This window comes from Modestobacter sp. VKM Ac-2983 (genome assembly GCF_026967885.1).
Classification (GTDB): domain Bacteria; phylum Actinomycetota; class Actinomycetes; order Mycobacteriales; family Geodermatophilaceae; genus Modestobacter.
Window position 1 is genome coordinate 413,144 of the sequence record NZ_JAPVBK010000002.1, and the last position, 17,344, is coordinate 430,487.

14 protein-coding genes are annotated in these 17,344 nt (G+C 73.4%); 7 read left to right on the forward strand and 7 right to left on the reverse strand.

The features are described 5' to 3' along the window. Window positions 1-8: 8 nt before the first annotated feature. From tpiA to O2W18_RS08410, 4 genes are all read left to right on the forward strand, one after another. Window positions 9-818, forward strand: coding sequence for a triose-phosphate isomerase (gene tpiA, locus O2W18_RS08395; protein ID WP_269187089.1), 810 nt, complete (start codon window positions 9-11; stop codon window positions 816-818). A 51-nt stretch (window positions 819-869) separates the two neighbouring features. Beyond that, window positions 870-2,633 carry an ABC transporter substrate-binding protein gene (locus O2W18_RS08400; RefSeq protein WP_269187090.1) on the forward strand — a complete coding sequence of 588 codons (1,764 nt, stop codon included), beginning with the start codon at window positions 870-872 and terminating at the stop codon, window positions 2,631-2,633. A gap of 120 nt (window positions 2,634-2,753) precedes the next feature. Beyond that, window positions 2,754-2,984, forward strand: coding sequence for a preprotein translocase subunit SecG (gene secG, locus O2W18_RS08405; RefSeq protein ID WP_269160406.1), 231 nt, complete (start codon window positions 2,754-2,756; stop codon window positions 2,982-2,984). 160 nt (window positions 2,985-3,144) lie between these two features. Beyond that, a complete protein-coding gene (locus O2W18_RS08410; protein WP_269187708.1) occupies window positions 3,145-3,486 on the forward strand; it encodes an RNA polymerase-binding protein RbpA in 342 nt (113 codons plus the stop codon). Between the two features lie 102 nt (window positions 3,487-3,588). On the opposite strand, the gene pgl is transcribed toward O2W18_RS08410, so the two are convergent. The 5 genes from pgl to tkt form a co-directional block, all read right to left on the reverse strand. Then, on the reverse strand, window positions 3,589-4,362 hold the full coding sequence (pgl, locus tag O2W18_RS08415) for a 6-phosphogluconolactonase (RefSeq protein ID WP_269187091.1): 774 nt from the start codon (window positions 4,360-4,362) through the stop codon (window positions 3,589-3,591). Continuing rightward, entirely contained in the window at window positions 4,359-5,597 is a 1,239-nt protein-coding gene (locus tag O2W18_RS08420; protein ID WP_269187092.1) for a glucose-6-phosphate dehydrogenase assembly protein OpcA, read from the reverse strand. Before O2W18_RS08420 ends, pgl begins: the two co-directional genes overlap by 4 nt. Window positions 5,598-5,643: 46 nt before the next feature. Further along, window positions 5,644-7,167, reverse strand: a complete 1,524-nt coding sequence (zwf, locus tag O2W18_RS08425) for a glucose-6-phosphate dehydrogenase (protein ID WP_269187093.1) — start codon at window positions 7,165-7,167, stop codon at window positions 5,644-5,646. Between the two features lie 146 nt (window positions 7,168-7,313). Further along, window positions 7,314-8,420 carry a transaldolase gene (gene tal, locus O2W18_RS08430; protein WP_269187094.1) on the reverse strand — a complete coding sequence of 369 codons (1,107 nt, stop codon included), beginning with the start codon at window positions 8,418-8,420 and terminating at the stop codon, window positions 7,314-7,316. A gap of 128 nt (window positions 8,421-8,548) precedes the next feature. Beyond that, window positions 8,549-10,780, reverse strand: a complete 2,232-nt coding sequence (gene tkt / locus O2W18_RS08435; protein ID WP_269187095.1) for a transketolase — start codon at window positions 10,778-10,780, stop codon at window positions 8,549-8,551. Between the two features lie 346 nt (window positions 10,781-11,126). Between tkt and O2W18_RS08440 the strand changes: the two genes are divergently transcribed. After that, on the forward strand, window positions 11,127-12,026 hold the full coding sequence (locus O2W18_RS08440) for a heme o synthase (protein ID WP_269187096.1): 900 nt from the start codon (window positions 11,127-11,129) through the stop codon (window positions 12,024-12,026). 30 nt (window positions 12,027-12,056) lie between these two features. Here the strand turns inward: O2W18_RS08440 and O2W18_RS08445 are convergent, their stop codons facing one another. Next, window positions 12,057-12,578: a VanZ family protein gene (locus O2W18_RS08445; RefSeq protein WP_269187097.1), complete on the reverse strand. Its 522-nt coding sequence runs from the start codon at window positions 12,576-12,578 to the stop codon at window positions 12,057-12,059. A 101-nt stretch (window positions 12,579-12,679) separates the two neighbouring features. After that, window positions 12,680-13,606 (reverse strand): COX15/CtaA family protein, encoded by a 927-nt coding sequence (locus O2W18_RS08450; RefSeq protein WP_269187098.1) that lies wholly within the window; start codon window positions 13,604-13,606, stop codon window positions 12,680-12,682. A 169-nt stretch (window positions 13,607-13,775) separates the two neighbouring features. Here O2W18_RS08450 and O2W18_RS08455 point away from each other — a divergent pair, with 169 nt between their 5' ends. Further along, window positions 13,776-16,325, forward strand: coding sequence for an ATP-dependent Clp protease ATP-binding subunit (locus O2W18_RS08455; protein WP_269187099.1), 2,550 nt, complete (start codon window positions 13,776-13,778; stop codon window positions 16,323-16,325). A 73-nt stretch (window positions 16,326-16,398) separates the two neighbouring features. Beyond that, window positions 16,399-17,328: a helix-turn-helix transcriptional regulator gene (locus O2W18_RS08460; protein WP_269187100.1), complete on the forward strand. Its 930-nt coding sequence runs from the start codon at window positions 16,399-16,401 to the stop codon at window positions 17,326-17,328. Window positions 17,329-17,344 lie beyond the last annotated feature (16 nt).

Genomic DNA, 17,344 nt, shown 5'->3' on the forward strand with positions numbered 1-17,344 from the left:
GGGCGACGATGGCACGCACGAAGCCCAGGCCGCCCCGTGAGGGCCGCCGTCCGCTCATCGCGGGCAACTGGAAGATGAACCTGACCCACCTCGAGGCGATCGGGCTGGTGCAGAAGCTGGCGTTCTCACTGACCGAGCCGCAGCTGGAGGACGCCGAGGTCGTCGTCGTCCCGCCGTTCACCGCGCTGCGCAGCGTGCAGACGCTGGTGGCCGGCGACAAGCTGGAGATCGGGTACGGCGCACAGGACGTCTCGGCGCACGACTCCGGTGCCTACACCGGGGAGGTCAGCGGGGCGATGCTCGCCGCGCTGGCCTGCCGCTACGTCCTGGTCGGCCACTCCGAGCGGCGCACGCTGCACGGTGAGGACGACGCGCTGGTCGCGGCCAAGGTGCAAGCGGCGTTGCGGCACGGCCTGGTCCCGCTGCTGTGCGTGGGGGAGGGGCTGGACATCCGCCGGGCGGGCACCCACGTCGCGCACTGCACCGACCAGCTGGACCGGGCCCTGGACGGCGTACCCACCGAGCAGCTCCAGGAGCTGGTGGTCGCCTACGAACCGGTGTGGGCGATCGGCACCGGCGAGGTGGCCACGCCGGATGATGCGCAAGAGGTCTGTGCGGCGCTGCGGGCACGGCTCGCCGAACGTCACGGTGCGGACACGGCCGCTGCGGTCCGTATCCTCTACGGGGGATCGGTCAAGGCCGGCAACACCGCCGGCATCCTCGCCGGGGCCGACGTCGACGGTGCACTCGTCGGCGGGGCCAGCCTGGACGCCGACGAGTTCGTACAGATCTGTCGTACCGCTGCCGGTGGGAGCTGACCGCCGCCGGCACTGACCGGGCGGAGCAGCACCCACGGTGAGGCACAGCAGTTGAGGCACAGCACCGAACGACGACCGACCGCCCAGCGCACCCTCCGGGGAGCAGGGCGGTCGGTCGTCCTCGTGGTCCTGCTCGCCCTGCTGGCCGGCTGTGGCAGCGACAACAGCGGGGTGGCCGCGGTGCCGACGCTGGAGTCGGAGCCCGACAGCGGGGTCGACGGCGTGCGGGCGCCGTCGGAGGAGACCGGCGGGACGCTGCGGCTGGTCACCGGGGAGGTCGACAGCCTGGACCCGCAGCGGTCCTACATGCCGTCGGTGTGGAACCTGATGCGGCTGTACACCCGCACGCTGGTCACCTACTCCGCCGAGCCGGGCAGCACCGACGAGCTCGTCCCCGACCTCGCCACCGACCTCGGCACGAGCACCGACGGCGGCCGCACCTGGACGTACACCCTGCGCGAGGGCGTGCGGTTCGAGAACGGCCGGCCGATCACCTCGCGCGACCTGAAGTACGGCATCGAGCGCTCCTTCGCCTCCGACGTGGTCGTCGGCGGTCCCACGCACGTCGTCGATCTCCTGGACGACCCGGCGGACCCCTACGCCGGGCCCTACCAGGACGAGAGCGCCGACCGGCTGGGGCTGGCCTCGATCGAGACCCCCGACGACCGGACGATCGTCTTCCGGCTCACCACCCCGGCACCGGACTTCCCCTTCGTCATGGCCCTGCCCTCGAGCAGCCCCGTGCCGGCAGAGAGCGACACCGGCGGCGACTACGGCGCCCGCCCGGTGAGCTCCGGGCCGTACCTGATCACCTCCGCCGACCCGGTGGCCGGGATCGTGCTCTCCCGCAACCCGGAGTGGGACCCGGCCACCGACGACGTCCGCTCGGCCCTCCCGGACCAGGTCGTCGTGCGGACCGGCCTCTCCAGCGTCGCCCGCGACCAGGCCCTGCTGGCCGGCTCGGCCGATGTGGACCTCTCCGGCACCGGCGTGCAGCAGGCCACCACCAGCCGGCTGGACGACGAGGAGCTGGCCGACCGGATCGACGACGTCACCACCGGCACGGTCCGGCTGCTGGCCCTGCCGACCACGGTGGCCCCGATGGACAACCCGTCCTGCCGCGCCGCGGTGGTCGCCGCTGTCGACCGGTCGGCCGTGCAGCAGGCCCTGTCGGGGGCTGGCAACGCGGTACGGACGTCGGTGCTCTGGCCGCGCGCCGTCGCCGGCGCCCCCGAGGAGTCCGACCCCCAGGCAGACCCGGCCGCTGCCCGGGCAGCCCTGGCCGCCTGCGGGCGACCCGACGGGTTCAGCACGGTGCTGGCGGTGCCGGACGTGCCCTCCAGCGTGGACGTGGCGGAGGCGATCGCCGCGGACCTGGCGGAGGTGCAGATCGACGTCGAGGTGCGCCCGCTGGACCCGGCGACCTACTACGCCACCGACGTCGGCAACCCCGAGGCCGTGACCGCGGCCGGGTACGGGATGGTGCTGGCCACCTGGACCGCGGACTTCCCGACCTCTGCCTCCTTCCTCCTCCCGCTGGTCGACGGGCGCTCGATCCGCCGGGTCGGCAACACCAACTACGCGCACCTGGACGACCCGACGGTCAACGGGCTGGTGGACGCCGCTCGGGCGGCGTCCGACCCGGCCGCGGCCGCCGACGCGTGGCGCCAGGTCGGGTACGCGGTACAGGAGACCTCGGCCTACGTCCCGCTGGTGGAGAACCGGGTGCAGCTGCTGGCCGGCCAGCGACTGCGCAACGGCGTGGTCATGCAGCCGTACGGGGGCTACGACGTCGCGACGGCCGGAGTCCGCTGACCGACGCCGGCTGAACGGCCACACCGGCGTCGTCGGTTAGGCTGGACCGTCGAGAGCCCCCGACCCGACGGGTGCGAGCCCACCCACCCCGTGGTGTACGGGACAGGAGACGAACGACTGATGGAGCTGTTCCTCAACGTGCTGCTGGTGCTCACCAGCGTGCTGCTGATCGTGCTCATCCTGCTGCACCGCGGCAAGGGCGGCGGTCTGTCCTCGATGTTCGGCGGCGCAGTGTCCTCCCAGCTGTCCGGCAGTTCGGTGGTGGAGAAGAACCTCAACCGGCTGACCGTCTTCGCCGGCCTGCTCTGGGCCGTCTGCATCGTGGCGCTGGGCCTGCTGCTGAAGATCTGAGTGCCAGCCCCCGGCATGCCATCGATCCCATGGCTGCGCGGGCGCGTGGCGGCACACAGGGTGCTCACATCGTGACCCCATACGGGCTGGTCAGGTCCTAGACTGCCCCAGCGGTGATCAACTCAGTCACCGCGACGTGGCGACGATCAGGGGGCCGCTCGTGGCTGGTGGGAACGCGATCCGGGGGAGCCGGGTCGGTGCGGGACCGATGGGTGAGGCAGAGCGCGGCGAGGCAGCGCCACGGCACCGGATCGGCTTCTGGTGCGCGAACAACCACGAGTCGCGGATCGCCTTCGCGACGGACATCGACGTCCCGGAGACCTGGGACTGCCCGCGCTGCGGGCTCCCGGCGGGGACCGACCAGCAGAACCCGCCGCCCGCACCGCGGACGGAGCCGTACAAGACGCACCTGGCCTACGTCCGGGAGCGACGGTCGGACGCCGACGGCGATGCACTCCTGGAAGAGGCCCTGAGCCGCTTGCGCGCCCGCCGGGGCGCCTGAGCGCAGGACCCGGCCACGCAGCTCCGCGGCGAGGCCGTTCCAGCCGACAGCCCGGTCACCCCACGAGCAGCTGGGGTGGCCGGGCTGTCGGCTGTCCGGGGCTCAGGCCCGGGGTAGCCGGCTGGCCGCGGCGGCGTCCAGGAGCCAGCGGGTCGCCCGCTTGCCCCGGGCCCCGGCTGCCGGGAGCTGGACCGGGTCGGCGCCGGACAGTGCGCGGGCGACGGCCTCGGCCTTGCCCTCCCCGCTGACCAGCAGCCAGACCTCCTCCGCCGCGGTGATCGCCGAGAACCCGAGGCTCACCCGGGTCGGCGGGGGCTTCGGACAGTCGCGGACCGCGACCACCGGACGGTCGTCGGTGACGGCCGGGGACTCCGGGAAGATCGAGGCGACGTGCCCCTCCGGCCCCATGCCCAGCAGCAGCACGTCGATCCGGGGCATCGACTCGCCTTCGGCGGCGACGGCGGCCAGCTGCTCGGCGTACCAGGTCGCGGCCTCCTCCGGCTCGTCGAAGCCGGCGTCGGAGGAGGGGATCGGGTGCACGCGCTCGGGGTCCAGCGCCACCTTGCTCAGCAACGACTCCCGGGCGCCGAGCTCGTTGCGGTCCGGGTGGCCGACCGGCACGAAGCGCTCATCCCCCCACCACACGTCCACCGCTGCCCAGTCGACGACGGCGTGCTCGGGCTCGGCGGCCAGTGCGGCGACCCGCTCGAGCACCGCGGTCCCGACGCCGCCGCCGGTGAGGACCACCGACGCCGTCCCGTGCACGGCCTGGGCCGCGGCCAGCCGGGCGACCAGCGCGGAGGCGACGGAGCGGGCGAGCTGGTCGGCGTCGGTGAGCACGACCACGTCGGGCGTATGGCCCTCCTGCTGGCTCATCGGGTGCGCGCCTTCCTGGTCGGGGCGCCGCCGGCCGCCGCCGACGGAGCGTCGGGGGACTGCACGGCCGGCTGCTCGTCGGAGTCGTCGGCGGGGGAGTCGTGCTCCCCGCTCTCGGCCACCTCGTCGGCGTCGGCCGAGTCGTCGGGCACGGTCGGGGCCGGCGTGGCCGCCGACGCCGCGGGGGAGGCGCTGGGCGGTGCGCCGCCCCCGTTGCCGTTGGTCGGCTCGGACGTCTGCTGCGGTCGCATGGGGTCGTACCAGACGTGGTCCCGGCAGCCCGGCCGGGCGGAGAGCCCGGCCGCGCCGGTCACCGACTCCAGCGCCTCGCTGTAGGGCTCGTCGGAGTCCAGCCGGCGCAGCTCCTCACCGATCAGCTCGCCGAGGCTGCGGTCGGGCAGGGCGACGATGGCCTCCGGCCGGAACGGCTGGTTGATCACCGCTCCGCCCTTGCGGTCGTCCTGCAGCCGCACGACCTCGTCCTGGTCCAGGCGCAGCTCGACGCTGTCGATGCCGGCCGACCCGGGCACCCGCGCGGTGGGGACCACCTCGATGGAACAGCCGCACCGGGCGGACAGCCACCCGGCGACCAGCTGGGCGGTCGCGCTCTCCGGGTCGCCCTCGACCTGCCCGCCGTGCACCCGGACCGAGTCGCCGCGGCGACCGGACACGGAGTCCAGGGTGGAGGCGAGCGTGGCCCGCCAGGGGGTGCTGCGGGTCCACGCCAGGTCGGTGTCCCCCGGCGCGTAGTCGTGCGCCCGGTTCCGCAGCGCGGCGACCGGGTCGGCCGCCATGGCGGAGTCGGTGATCCGGCGGTTGGCGATCACGCCCAGGGCGTCCCGTGCGATGAGCTCCGGCGGGGTCTCGTGCCACCAGGTGACGACCGGCGCATCCGCGGCGAGCAGCGGCAGCACGACGGACTCCGCGTGCAGGCCGAGTCGGCCGTACATCCGCATGACGACGGCCTCGCCGGGGCCCAGCCGGCCACCGATGAGCACCTCGGCGTCGAGCCGGGGCACCGGGGCCTCGACCTGGCGCCGGACGACGACCAGCAGCCGGCAGGGGTGCACCTCGGCCGCGGCGGAGGCGGCCTGCTCGGCCTCGGCGACCCGGCCCTCGTCGGCGACGACCACCAGGGTCAGCGCGACGCCGCTCATCACGGCACCGCCGGTACGGCGCTGGGCGGCCAGTTCCTTGACCACCGCGGATCCGGTGGTGTCCCACAGCGTGGTCATGAGATCCCCTCCTGGGGAGTCGCTCGGGCGGTTCGGGGGAGGCGGATCACGGTCGGCGCCACAGCCGGCCGTCGGCCTCGAGCATGGCGTCGGCGGCCCGCGGGCCCCACTCGCCCGCCCGGTAGGGGTGCGGCTCCGTGTCGGCCCAGAACGCCTCGAGCGGGTCGATGACCGCCCAGGAGGCCTCCACCTCGGCGTTGCGGGGGAACAGCGTGGCGTCGCCGAGGAGCACGTCGAGCAGCAGCCGCTCGTAGGCCTCCGGGCTCGCCTCGGTGAACTGCTCGCCGTAGAGGAAGTCCATCGCGACGTCGCGGACCTCCATCACGCTGCCGGGCACCTTCGAGCCGAACTTCAGCGTCATGCCCTCGTCGGGCTGCACCCGGATGACGAGCTGGTTGTGGCCCAGCTCCTCGGTGTCGGTGGGGGCGAAGGGCAGGTGCGGCGCGCGCTTGAAGACCAGGGCGATCTCGGTGACCCGGCGGGGCAGCCGCTTGCCGGTGCGCAGGTAGAACGGCACGCCCGCCCAGCGCCGGGTCTCCACGCCCAGCCGGACGGCGGCGTAGGTCTCGGTGCTGGAGTCGCTGGCGACGCCCTCCTCCTGGCGGTAGCCGTTCGCCCGCTGACCGGCCAGCCAGCCCTGCTGGTACTGACCGCGGATGGCGAACTGGACCATGTCGTCCTCGGCGGGGACGGAGACCGCCCGGAGCACCTTGAGCTTCTCGGTCCGGATCTCCTCCGCGGAGAACTCGACCGGCTCCTCCATGGCGGTCAGCGCCAGGAGTTGGAGCAGGTGGTTCTGCAGGACGTCACGGGCGGCGCCGGTCTTCTCGTAGAACCCGGCCCGGCCGCCGATGCCGACGTCCTCGGCCATGGTGATCTGCACCGAGTCGACGTGGTGGCCGTTCCAGATCGGCTCGAACATCGTGTTGGCGAAGCGGAGGGCCAGCAGGTTCTGGACCGTCTCCTTGCCGAGGTAGTGGTCGATCCGGAAGACGTCGTCGGCGGTGAACACCGAGTCGACCAGCTCGTTGAGCTCGCGGCTGGAGGCCAGGTCGGTACCGAAGGGCTTCTCCACGACGACGCGGCGCCAGCGGTCGGGACTGCTCTCGGCCATCCCGGTGCGCTGCATCTGCTTCAGGACGGTGGGGAACATGGCCGGCGGGATCGACAGGTAGAAGGCCGCGTTCCCGCCGATGCCGTGACTGCCCTCGAGCTCGGCCAGGTTGTCGGCCAGCTCGTCGAAGGCGTTGTCGTCGTCGAAGGAGCCCTGGACGAACCGGACGCTGTTGGCCAGCCGCTCCCAGACCTCCTCGCGCCACGGCGTGCGGGCGTGCTCGCGGGCGGCGGAACGTGCCAGCTCGGAGAACTCCACGTCGCCCCAGTCGCGGCGGGCGAAGCCCAGCAGCGCGAAGTTGGTGGGCAGCAGGCCGCGGTTGGCCAGGTCGTAGACGGCGGGGAGGAGCTTCTTGCGCGAGAGGTCTCCGGTGATCCCGAAGACGACCAGGGCGCAGGGCTCGGGGACCCGGGGCAGCCGCCGGTCCCGTGGATCGCGCAACGGGTTGGTGGGCATCGTGTCCGTCCTCGATCAGCTCGCAGGGTGCCCGTCGTCCGGTGCGGCGCCGGAACGGACGACGGACGGTGTCCAGAGGGTGGTGCGCAGGCGGGGCAGCGCGGGGCCCGGGGGCGGCAGGTGTGCCGCCGCCCGGGCCCCGGCGGTCACGCCTTGTCCTGCAGCTGCTCCTGCACCGAGCCGGTCAGCTCGTCCCAGGCGTCGACGAACTTCTGCACGGCCTCGTCCTCGAGGACGCGGAACACGTCAGCGAGGTCGACACCGGCGTCGGCGACCGCCTGCATGACCTTCTCGGCGTCCGCGTAGGCGGACTGCACCGGGGTGCCGGCCTGGCCGTGGTCGGCGTAGGCCTGCATCGTCTTCTCCGGCATGGTGTTCACCGTGTCCGGGGCGATGAGCTCGGACAGGTAGAGGGTGTCGGAGTACTCCGGGTTCTTGACCCCCGTGGACGCCCACAGCGGGCGCTGCTTGCTCGCGCCCTTGGCCTCGAGCGCCTTCCAGCGGTCGGAGGAGAAGACCTCCTCGTAGGCCTGGTAGGCCAGCTGGGCGTTCGCGACGCCGGCCTTGCCCTTGAGCGCGGGGTCCGCGCCGCTGTCGTCCAGGCGCTTGTCGATCTCGGTGTCCACCCGGGACACGAAGAACGACGCCACCGACTCGATGCCCTCGAAGGAGGCCTCCGGGTCCTCGGCCAGCCGCTGCTCCAGACCGGAGAGGTAGGCGTCCATGACGGCCTTGTAGCGGTCGAGGCTGAAGATCAGCGTCACGTTGACGCTGATGCCCCGGGCGATCGAGGTGGTGATCGCCGGGAGGCTCGCCAGCGTGGCCGGGATCTTGATGAAGAGGTTCGGCCGGTCGACGAGCCACCACAGGTGGGCGGCCTCGGCGGCGGTGGCGTCCTCGTCGTGCGCCAGGCCCGGCGCGACCTCGAGGGAGACCCGGCCGTCGCGGCCGGTCCGGGCGGCGACGGGCGCGAGCAGGTCGCAGGCGTCGCGGACGTCGGCTGCGGTGATGGTGCGCAGCGCCTCCTCGACGCTGACCTTGCGGACGGCCAGCGCGTGCAGCTGGTCGTCGTAGGACTTCGAGCCGCTGATCGCCGCGGCGAAGATGCTCGGGTTGGTGGTGACGCCGACGACGCTCTGCTCGTCGACCAGCGACTGCAGGTTGCCGCTGCGGATGCGGTCCCGGGAGAGGTCGTCGAGCCAGACGGCGACCCCCGCCTTCGACAGCTGTGCCAGGTTCTCGTTCTGGGCCATCTCATGCCCTCCTGTCGGTGTGGTCAGGCCCCGCGGTGGGAGGCCCGTGTGCGAGTTGTCGACTGGTGGTGGCCCCGGCCCGGGTCCCGCCTCGAGTGTGCGGCGGGACCCGGGCCGGGGTCACGTGCTCAGTGGTCGGCGGTGGCGTCGGAGCCGAAGACCCCGCCGCGGGAGACGCCGGCACCGCTGGGCGGGGTGGCGCCGGAGGCAGCGGCCTGGATGCTCTCCTGTGCGGCGGCCACGACGGCCTCCGCGGTCAGCCCGAACTCCTCGTAGAGCGTGGAGTAGGACGCGCTGGCGCCGTAGTGGTTGAGCCCGACGATCCGGCCGGCGTCGCCGACGAACTCCCGCCAGCCCATCGGCACCCCGGCCTCGACGCTGACCCGTGCCCGGACAGAGGGCGGCAGGACCTGGAGGCGGTAGGCCTCGTCCTGCTCGGCGAACCACTCCCAGCAGGGCAGGGACACGACGCGGGTCGGCACGCCCTGGGCCTCGAGCTGCTCGCGGGCGGCCACCGCGATCTGGACCTCCGAGCCGGTGCCCATGAGGACCACCTCGGGGGCACCGTTGGACGCCTCGGCCAGCACGTAGCCGCCCTTGGCGGTGCCCTCGGCCGACGCGAACTCGGTGCGGTCGAACACCGGCAGGTTCTGCCGGGACAGCGCCAGCCCGGCGGGCCGGTCGTTGTGCTCGAGGATCGTGCGCCAGGCCACCGCGGTCTCGTTGGCGTCGGCGGGGCGGACGAAGTCCAACCCCGGGATGGCGCGCAGCGCGGCGTAGTGCTCGATCGGCTGGTGGGTCGGGCCGTCCTCGCCGAGGCCGATCGAGTCGTGGGTCCACACGTACGTGACCGGCAGCTGCATGAGCGCGGCGAGCCGCACCGCACCGCGCATGTAGTCGGAGAACGTGAGGAAGGTGCCGCCGTAGACGCGGGTGCCACCGTGCAGCGCGATGCCGTTCATGATCGCGCCCATGGCGTGCTCGCGGACACCGAAGTGCAGCGTGCGGCCGTAGGGGCCACCGGACCACATCTTGGTCTGGCGGCTGGCCGGCAGGAACGACGGCTCGCCCTTGACCGCGGTGTTGTTGCTCTCCGCGAGGTCGGCCGACCCGCCCCACAGCTCGGGGATCTCCGGGTAGAGGGCGGCGAGGACCTCACCGGAGGCCTTGCGGGTGGCGACGCCCTTGGGGTCGGCGTCCCAGGACGGCAGTCCGGCGGCCCAGCCCTCGGGGAGGGTGCGGGTGCTCATCCGCTCCAGCAGCGCGGCGCCCTCGGGGTTCGCGGTGGTCCAGGCGTCGAAGCGCTGCTGCCACTCGGCGTGCGCCTGCTGGCCCCGGGTGACGGCCTTGCGGGTGTGCTCGATGACCTCGGGGGTGACCTCGAAGGTCTTCTCCGGGTCGAAGCCGAGGATCCCCTTGGTCGCCTTCACCTCGTCGTCACCGAGGGCCGAGCCGTGCACGGCACCGGTGTTCTGCTTGTTCGGCGCGGGCCAGCCGATGACCGTGCGGAGCACGATGATCGAGGGGCGGGTGGTCTGGGCCTTGGCGGCGGCGAACGCGGCGTCCACGGCGGCCAGGTCCTCGCCGTCGTCGACGTGCTGGACGTGCCAGCCGTAGGCGGCGTAGCGGGCGCCGACGTCCTCGGTGAAGGCGATCGTGGTGTCGTCCTCGATCGAGATCCGGTTGTCGTCGTAGACCAGGACGAGGTTGCCCAGCTCCTGGGTGCCGGCGAGCGAGGAGGCCTCGCCGCTGACGCCCTCCTCCAGGTCGCCGTCGGAGGCGAAGGCCCAGATGGTGTGGTCGAAGAGGCTCTCGCCCTCGGCCGCGTCCGGGTCGAGCATGCCGCGCTCGCGCCGGGCGGCCATGGCCATCCCGACCGCGTTGCCGACGCCCTGGCCCAGCGGCCCGGTGGTGGTCTCGACGCCGGCGGTGTGCCCGACCTCCGGGTGGCCCGGGGTCTTGGAGCCCCAGGTGCGCAGCGCCTGCAGGTCCTCGAGCTCCAGGCCGTAGCCGGCCAGGTAGAGCTGGACGTAGAGGGTGAGGCTGGAGTGCCCCATGGACAGCACGAAGCGGTCGCGGGCGGCCCAGTTCGGGTCGCTGGGGTCGTGCTTCAGCCACTTCTGGAAGAGCAGGTAGGCGACCGGCGCCATGCTCATCGCGGTGCCGGGGTGGCCGTTGCCGACCTTCTGCACCGCGTCCATGGCCAGGACGCGCGCCGTGTCGATGGCCGCGCGGTCAAGGTCGCCGAAGCTCTCGGGGAGCGTCGGGTCAGGCTGGCGGGGCGAGCCGGTCGAGGAGTCGGTGGCGGCCTCGGCGGGGGCCTCGGCCGCGGTGCTCTTGGTTCCGTTGTCGCTGGTCATGTGGCGCTCGGAGCTCCCTCGGGGATCGGTCGGTGTCGGACCCGCCCGGGGGCACGGGGGCAGTTCACCCCGGGACGGACGACGATGCGCACCACGGCCGCCCCGGTCGGCGCGGTCGGAGGTCGTGAGCGTGGGCGCGCCGTCGTCCTCGACGTCCGCCCTACCCGCATCACGCGCGTAGTCAACGTGATCAAACCCTAGTGGTGTCCAGCGATTCCCTGTAGGGAGGGCGGGCTACAGTGAGTCGGCAACCCCATCCCCCGGCGGAGAAGGACCTCGTGGTGCCCTGCTGCCCGCGCGACGCTGCGCCCCTGGGCCCCCGGTGACGGCGATCGCGGACCGCTCCGTGAGCCGGGTCCGCCCGCTGCGTTCGGCCGGTGGCACGGTCGCCGCCTACGTGTCGCTGACCAAGCCGAAGCTGGTCGAGCTGCTGCTGGTCACCACGCTGCCGGCGATGATGCTCGCGGCCGGGGGCTGGCCGGGCACCGGTCTCGTCGTGGCCACCCTGGTCGGCGGCATGCTGGCGGCCGGCGCCGCGAACACGATCAACTGCTGGTACGACCGGGACATCGACCGGCTGATGTCCCGGACCCGCAACCGGCCGATCCCCAGCGGGGTCATCGCGCCGCGCAACGCGCTGGTCTTCGGCGTCCTGCTGGCGTGGGTCTCGCTGGTCGTGCTGGGCCTGTTCACCACGCCGCTGGCCACGGTGTTGGCAGCGGCCGCGGTGCTGGCCTACTCGGTGCTCTACACGATGGTGCTCAAGCGCCGGACCCGGCACAACACCGTGTTCGGCGGGCTGCCGGGGGCCGCCCCGGTGCTGATCGGCTGGGCCGCGGTCACCGGCTCGCTGGACTGGCCGGCCGTGGTCTTCTTCGGCATCGTCTTCTGCTGGCAGATGCCGCACTTCTGGGCCCTGGCCAGCCGGTTCCGATTCGATTACTTCCGCGCCGGGGTGCCGATGCTCTCGGTGGTGGCCGGGCCGGTCACCGTCGGCCGCCAGTCCGTCGCCTGGGCGTGGGGCACGCTGGGCACCTCGTTGTTGATGGTCCCGGCCACGCCACAGCTGGGGTGGGTCACCGCCGTCGCCACGCTGGGCCTCGGCGCCTGGTACGTCGCGGAGTCGCACGCCTGGCTGCGGCGGATCAAGAGCGGTGGCCCGGACCGTCCGATGCGGCTGTTCTCGGTGTCGATCACCTACATGACGCTGCTGTCGATCGCCCTGGTGGCGGACGTCCTCGTCTGACGGCGCGGGGCAGGGTCTCGGTCCGGCAGTTCAGCCACGCGAGGCCGGTTCGCGGTCGTCGCGGCGACGTCCCGCCAGGGCGCGGGTCCCGATCGCCAGCAGGACGCCGACGACGGCGCCGGCGGTGTTCATCGTCCAGTCGGTGGTGTCGCAGGCCCGCCCGAGGACCGGCACGACGGCCTGGAGCACCTCGATCAGCGCAGACACCGCCGCCGCGACGGTGACCACGACCAGCGGACGGCGGCTGAGCAGCGTGCCGAGGAAGGCCGGCGGGACGAACAGCGCGAGGTTCGCCAGCAGTTCCACGCTGCCCAGGGTCGGGAGGGAGAACTGCACCGTGCAGCGGGCGGCGTCGACCCCCGAGGTCCCCGTGGGGACCAGCGTCAGCGCCACCACCGGCAGCAGGGAGAGCACTGCCAGCGTGCCCAGCACCCGTGGACCGGCGCGTCGGCTGCGCAGCAGCGTGGAGCCGAGGAGCACGCAGCCCAGCGCGACCCCCAGCAGCGCGACCGGCACGAGTGCCGCGTGGTCGAGCAGCACGTCGGTGATCACCGGCGTGTCCGGAGGAGGTCGTCAGGCGGCACGCCGGTCACCCTGGCACGGGTGGACCAGCGGGTGTGGCCGCCCGACCGGGTGTGGCCGGACCGGCGTGCTCAGCGAGCGGCGGTGGTGGTGAGCGGGGCCGTGGTGACCGGCAGCTCGGAGGCCGGGCCGCGCACCGACCACACCAGGCGGGCGGCGAAGGCGGTGGTCAGCACCGCGCCGGCCATGTGCAGCAGGACCAGCAGGATGGGCAGCTGGGTGAAGTACTGCACGTAGCCGACCACTCCCTGGGCGAGCTCGACGATCAGCAGGTCGCGGGCGGCCCGGCGGACCCGGCCGGGGGAGTCGGTGGCGTACAGCGCAACCAGCAGCGCGATCGTCAGCCCGAGCAGCAGGAAGACGGCGTCGGCGTGCAACTGGCTCATCAGCGCGGGGTCGAAGCCGGTGCGGCCGGCCTCGGGGTCGCCGCTGTGCGGGCCGCTGCCGGTGACCACGGTGCCGAGCACGAGGACGACCGCCACGGTGGCGGCGATGCCGTACACCAGCAGCGCGAGCGGCCGGCGGACGACCAGCTGGCCGACCCCCGGCTCGCGGGACCGGAGCCACATCACGGTGGTCAGCGCCACGAGCGCGGTCGAGACGAGGAAGTGCGCGGCCACCGTGTAGGGGTTCAGCCCGGTGAGCACGGTGATGCCGCCCACCAGGCCCTGGGCGGGGATGCCCAGGAAGGCGACCACGGCGAGCGGTCGCAGGTCGCGGCGGGCGGAGCGGAAGACCGCGACCAGGGTGGCGGCGGCGATGGCCACCAGGACGAAGGTCAGCAGCCGGTTGCCGAACTCGATGACGCCGTGGGCGGCGAGCTCCGGCGTCGTGGTGAAGCTGTCCTCGGTGCAGCGGGGCCAGGTGGGGCAGCCCAGCCCCGAGCCGGTCAGCCGGACGAACCCGCCGGTGAGGACGATCAGGCCGTTGGCGACCACGCTGGCCAGCGCCAGCCCGGAGACCGTCGAGTTGCGCACCCGCGAGGGAAGAACTGACACGCCGCCGATGCTACTTACCCCGGTGCCCCCGCCGCCCGGTCCGATCGACCGCCCGGCGCCCCACCCCGCACGCGTGCCGCCCCTCGCCCAGCAGCCGGCGACCGTTGGGCTGTGACCGCCGCGGGTAGGTGGGCACCGACACACTCGACACGAGAGGCGGCCATCTCCGATGACCAGTGGTTTTCCCGGCGGTCCCTTCGGGGGCAGCCCGTTCGACGACTTCTTCTCCGCCTTCCTCGGCGGCCCCGGCGCCCGCCGCGGCATGCAGCGGGTGGACATCACCCAGCTGCTCAGCGAGCACTCCCGCGAGGTGGTGACCACTGCGGCCCAGCAGGCCAGCGAGTGGGGCAGCGCCGACCTGGACACCGAGCACCTGCTCTGGGCGCTGGCCGGCCACGAGCCGACCCGCACCCTGCTCACCCGGACCGGGGCCGACCCGGAGCAGCTGCGCGAGCAGCTGGCCGGGCAGCTGCGCCAGGGTGAGCCGACCGGTCGGCCGGTGGCGCTGACCCCGGCCGCGAAGCGAGCCCTCCTCGACGCCCACCAGGTGTCCCGGGCCAGCGGCTCCACCTACATCGGCCCCGAGCACCTGCTCTTCGCGCTCTCGGTGAACCCGGAGTCCGGTGCCGGCCGGGTGCTCGGCGGGGTCCGAGCGACCCCGGAGGCGCTGCAGCAGGCTGCGGCCGGTGGCCCCAGCGCCGTGCGCGGCGGTGGGGGCGGTGGCGAGCAGCCGCCGTCCTCCACCCCGACCCTGGACGAGTTCGGCCGCGACCTCACGCAGCTGGCCCGGGACGGGAAGATCGACCCGGTCATCGGCCGGGCGCAGGAGATCGAGCAGACGATCGAGGTCCTCTCCCGCCGCACCAAGAACAACCCGGTGCTGATCGGTGAGGCCGGCGTCGGCAAGACCGCGATCGTCGAGGGCATCGCCGCGCAGATCGCCGAGGGCGACGTCCCCGAGTCCGTGCGGGGACGCCGGGTGGTCGAGCTGGACCTCACCGGTCTGGTCGCCGGCACCCGGTACCGCGGGGACTTCGAGGAGCGGCTCAAGAAGGTGATGGACGAGATCCGCGAGCACAGCGACGAGGTGATCGTCTTCATCGACGAGCTGCACACCGTCGTCGCGGCCGGTGGGTCGGAGGGCTCGGCCGGTGCGGGCAACATCCTCAAGCCGGCGCTGGCCCGCGGTGAGCTGCACATCGTGGGTGCGACGACGCTGGACGAGTACCGGCGCAACGTCGAGAAGGACCCGGCGCTGGAGCGGCGCTTCCAGCCCGTGCTGGTGCCCGAGCCCAGCACGCTGGACACCATCGAGATCCTGCGCGGGCTGCGGGACCGCTACGAGGCCCACCACCAGGTCCGGTTCACCGACGAGGCCTTGGTCGCGGCGGCCGAGCTGTCCGAGCGCTACGTCACCGACCGGCACCTGCCGGACAAGGCGATCGACCTGATCGACCAGGCCGGTGCCCGCACCCGGCTGCGGGTCAAGCGGCCCACCACCGACCTGCGGGCGCTGGAGCAGGAGGTGCAGCGACTGCACCGGGAGAAGGACCAGGCGGTCGCCGCCGAGCAGTACGAGCGCGCCTCGACCCTGCGGGACGAGTGCAAGGCGGCGCAGGCCGAGCTGGACCGAGCCCGCTCCGGCGGGGACGCCGGCATCCCCGAGGTCGGCGTGGCGGAGATCGCCGAGGTCGTCTCCCGGGCGACCGGTGTGCCGGTGGCCCAGCTGACCGAGGAGGAGCGCGACCGGCTGCTGCGCCTGGAGGACGTCCTGCACGAGCGGGTCGTCGGCCAGGACGAGGCCGTCGACGTCGTCGCCGAGGCGATCCGCCGCTCCCGGGCCGGACTGGGCGACCCGGACCGGCCGATCGGCAGCTTCCTGTTCCTCGGCCCGACCGGGGTGGGCAAGACCGAGCTGGCCCGGGCGCTGGCAGAGGCGCTCTTCGGTGACTCCGACCGGATGATCCGGCTGGACATGAGCGAGTTCCAGGAGCGGCACACGGTCAGCCGGCTGGTCGGCTCGCCCCCCGGCTACGTCGGGTACGAGGACGCCGGCCAGCTGACCGAGGCGGTGCGTCGCCGTCCCTACTCGGTGGTGCTGCTGGACGAGGTCGAGAAGGCCCACCCGGACGTGTTCAACACGCTGCTGCAGCTGCTGGACGACGGCCGGCTGACCGACTCGCAGGGCCGCACGGTCGACTTCACCAACACCGTGGTGATCATGACCAGCAACCTCGGGTCGGAGGCGATCGTCAACGCCGGCCGGGGCCCGCTGGGCTTCACCGCCCCCGGCAACGCGGGTGACGACCTGCGCGACCAGGTGATGCGGCGGTTGCGGGAGGCCTTCCGGCCGGAGTTCCTCAACCGGATCGACGAGATCGTGGTCTTCCGGCAGCTGGACGCCGAGCAGCTGGCGCGGATCACCGACCTGCTGCTGGACGAGACCCGGCGGCGGCTGTCCGCCCAGGACGTGGCGATCGAGTTCACCCCGGAGGCGGTGGCCTGGTTGGCCGAGCGCGGGCACGAGCCCCAGTTCGGGGCGCGGCCGCTGCGCCGGGCGATCCAGCGGGAGGTCGACAACCGGCTCTCCCGGCTGGTGCTCGGCGGGCAGCTGGGCGCCGGGCAGCAGGTGACCGTCACCGTCACCGACGGTGAGCTGGACCTCCAGCTGGCCGAGGCCAACACGGTCGCCGAGGTGGAGACCCCGGCCGCGGTGTGACGCGCGTCTCGGGGAGCCCGCAGGTTAGGACCGCCTTCCTTGCGGGCTCCCCGATTAAGCACACAATCGTGTTGTGGAAACCGTTGCGGCCCGAGCCGCCGTCCCCTCCGCCGGTGCGCCGGCCGAGGACGGGCGCACCCGTGACCGGGTGAGCAGTCTCCTCCTCGAGCACGGCCCCCAGACCGCCACCGAGCTCGCCGCCCGGCTGAGGATCTCCCCGGCCGCGGTGCGCCGGCACCTCGACGGCCTGGTCGCCGCGGGGCACGTGGCTGAGCTCGCGAAGCCACGCAGTGGACAGAGCACCTTCGGTGTCGCAGCGGCCGAGCGCCAGCGAGGACGCCGTGACACCGAGCGCGAGGCGCCCGGCGGCCAGCGGGGGAGGGGACGCCCGGCCCGCCGGTTCGCCCTCACCGACGCCGGCCGCGAGTCCTTCCCGCACGCCTACGACGACCTGGCGCTCACCGCGCTGCGCTTCGTCGCCGAGCACGGCGGGCCCGACGCCGTCCGCGCCGTCGCCGAGCAGCAGCTCTCCGGGCTGGCCCAGCGGTGCTCCACCGCCGTGGAGTCCGCACTCGAGCAGGCGGAGGCCGGGTCCGCGGACGTCGACCGGGCGCAGGTGCTCGCCGTCGCGCTGACCGCCGAGGGTTACGCCGCGACCGCCTCGGCGATCTCCAGCGGTGGGCAGCTGTGCCAGCACCACTGCCCGGTCGCCCACGTCGCGGCCGAGTTCCCGCAGCTGTGCGAGGCTGAGACGGCGGTGATCAGCCGGCTGGTCGGCACCCACGTCCAGCGGCTGGCCACGATCGCCCACGGCGACGGGATCTGCACCACCCACATCCCCGCGCAGCTCGCCCTCCGGGCCGGACACCGCGCCGGGAACAAAGCCACCCCTGCACGCCCTGTACCTGCTGGTCGCGCCACGGCCTCGGAGCACCTGACCCCGACGGCCGGCGCCAGCACTCGCACCACCCCCTCGATCGACCGGGAGAGGACCCCCGCATGACCACCACGCAGCCGGT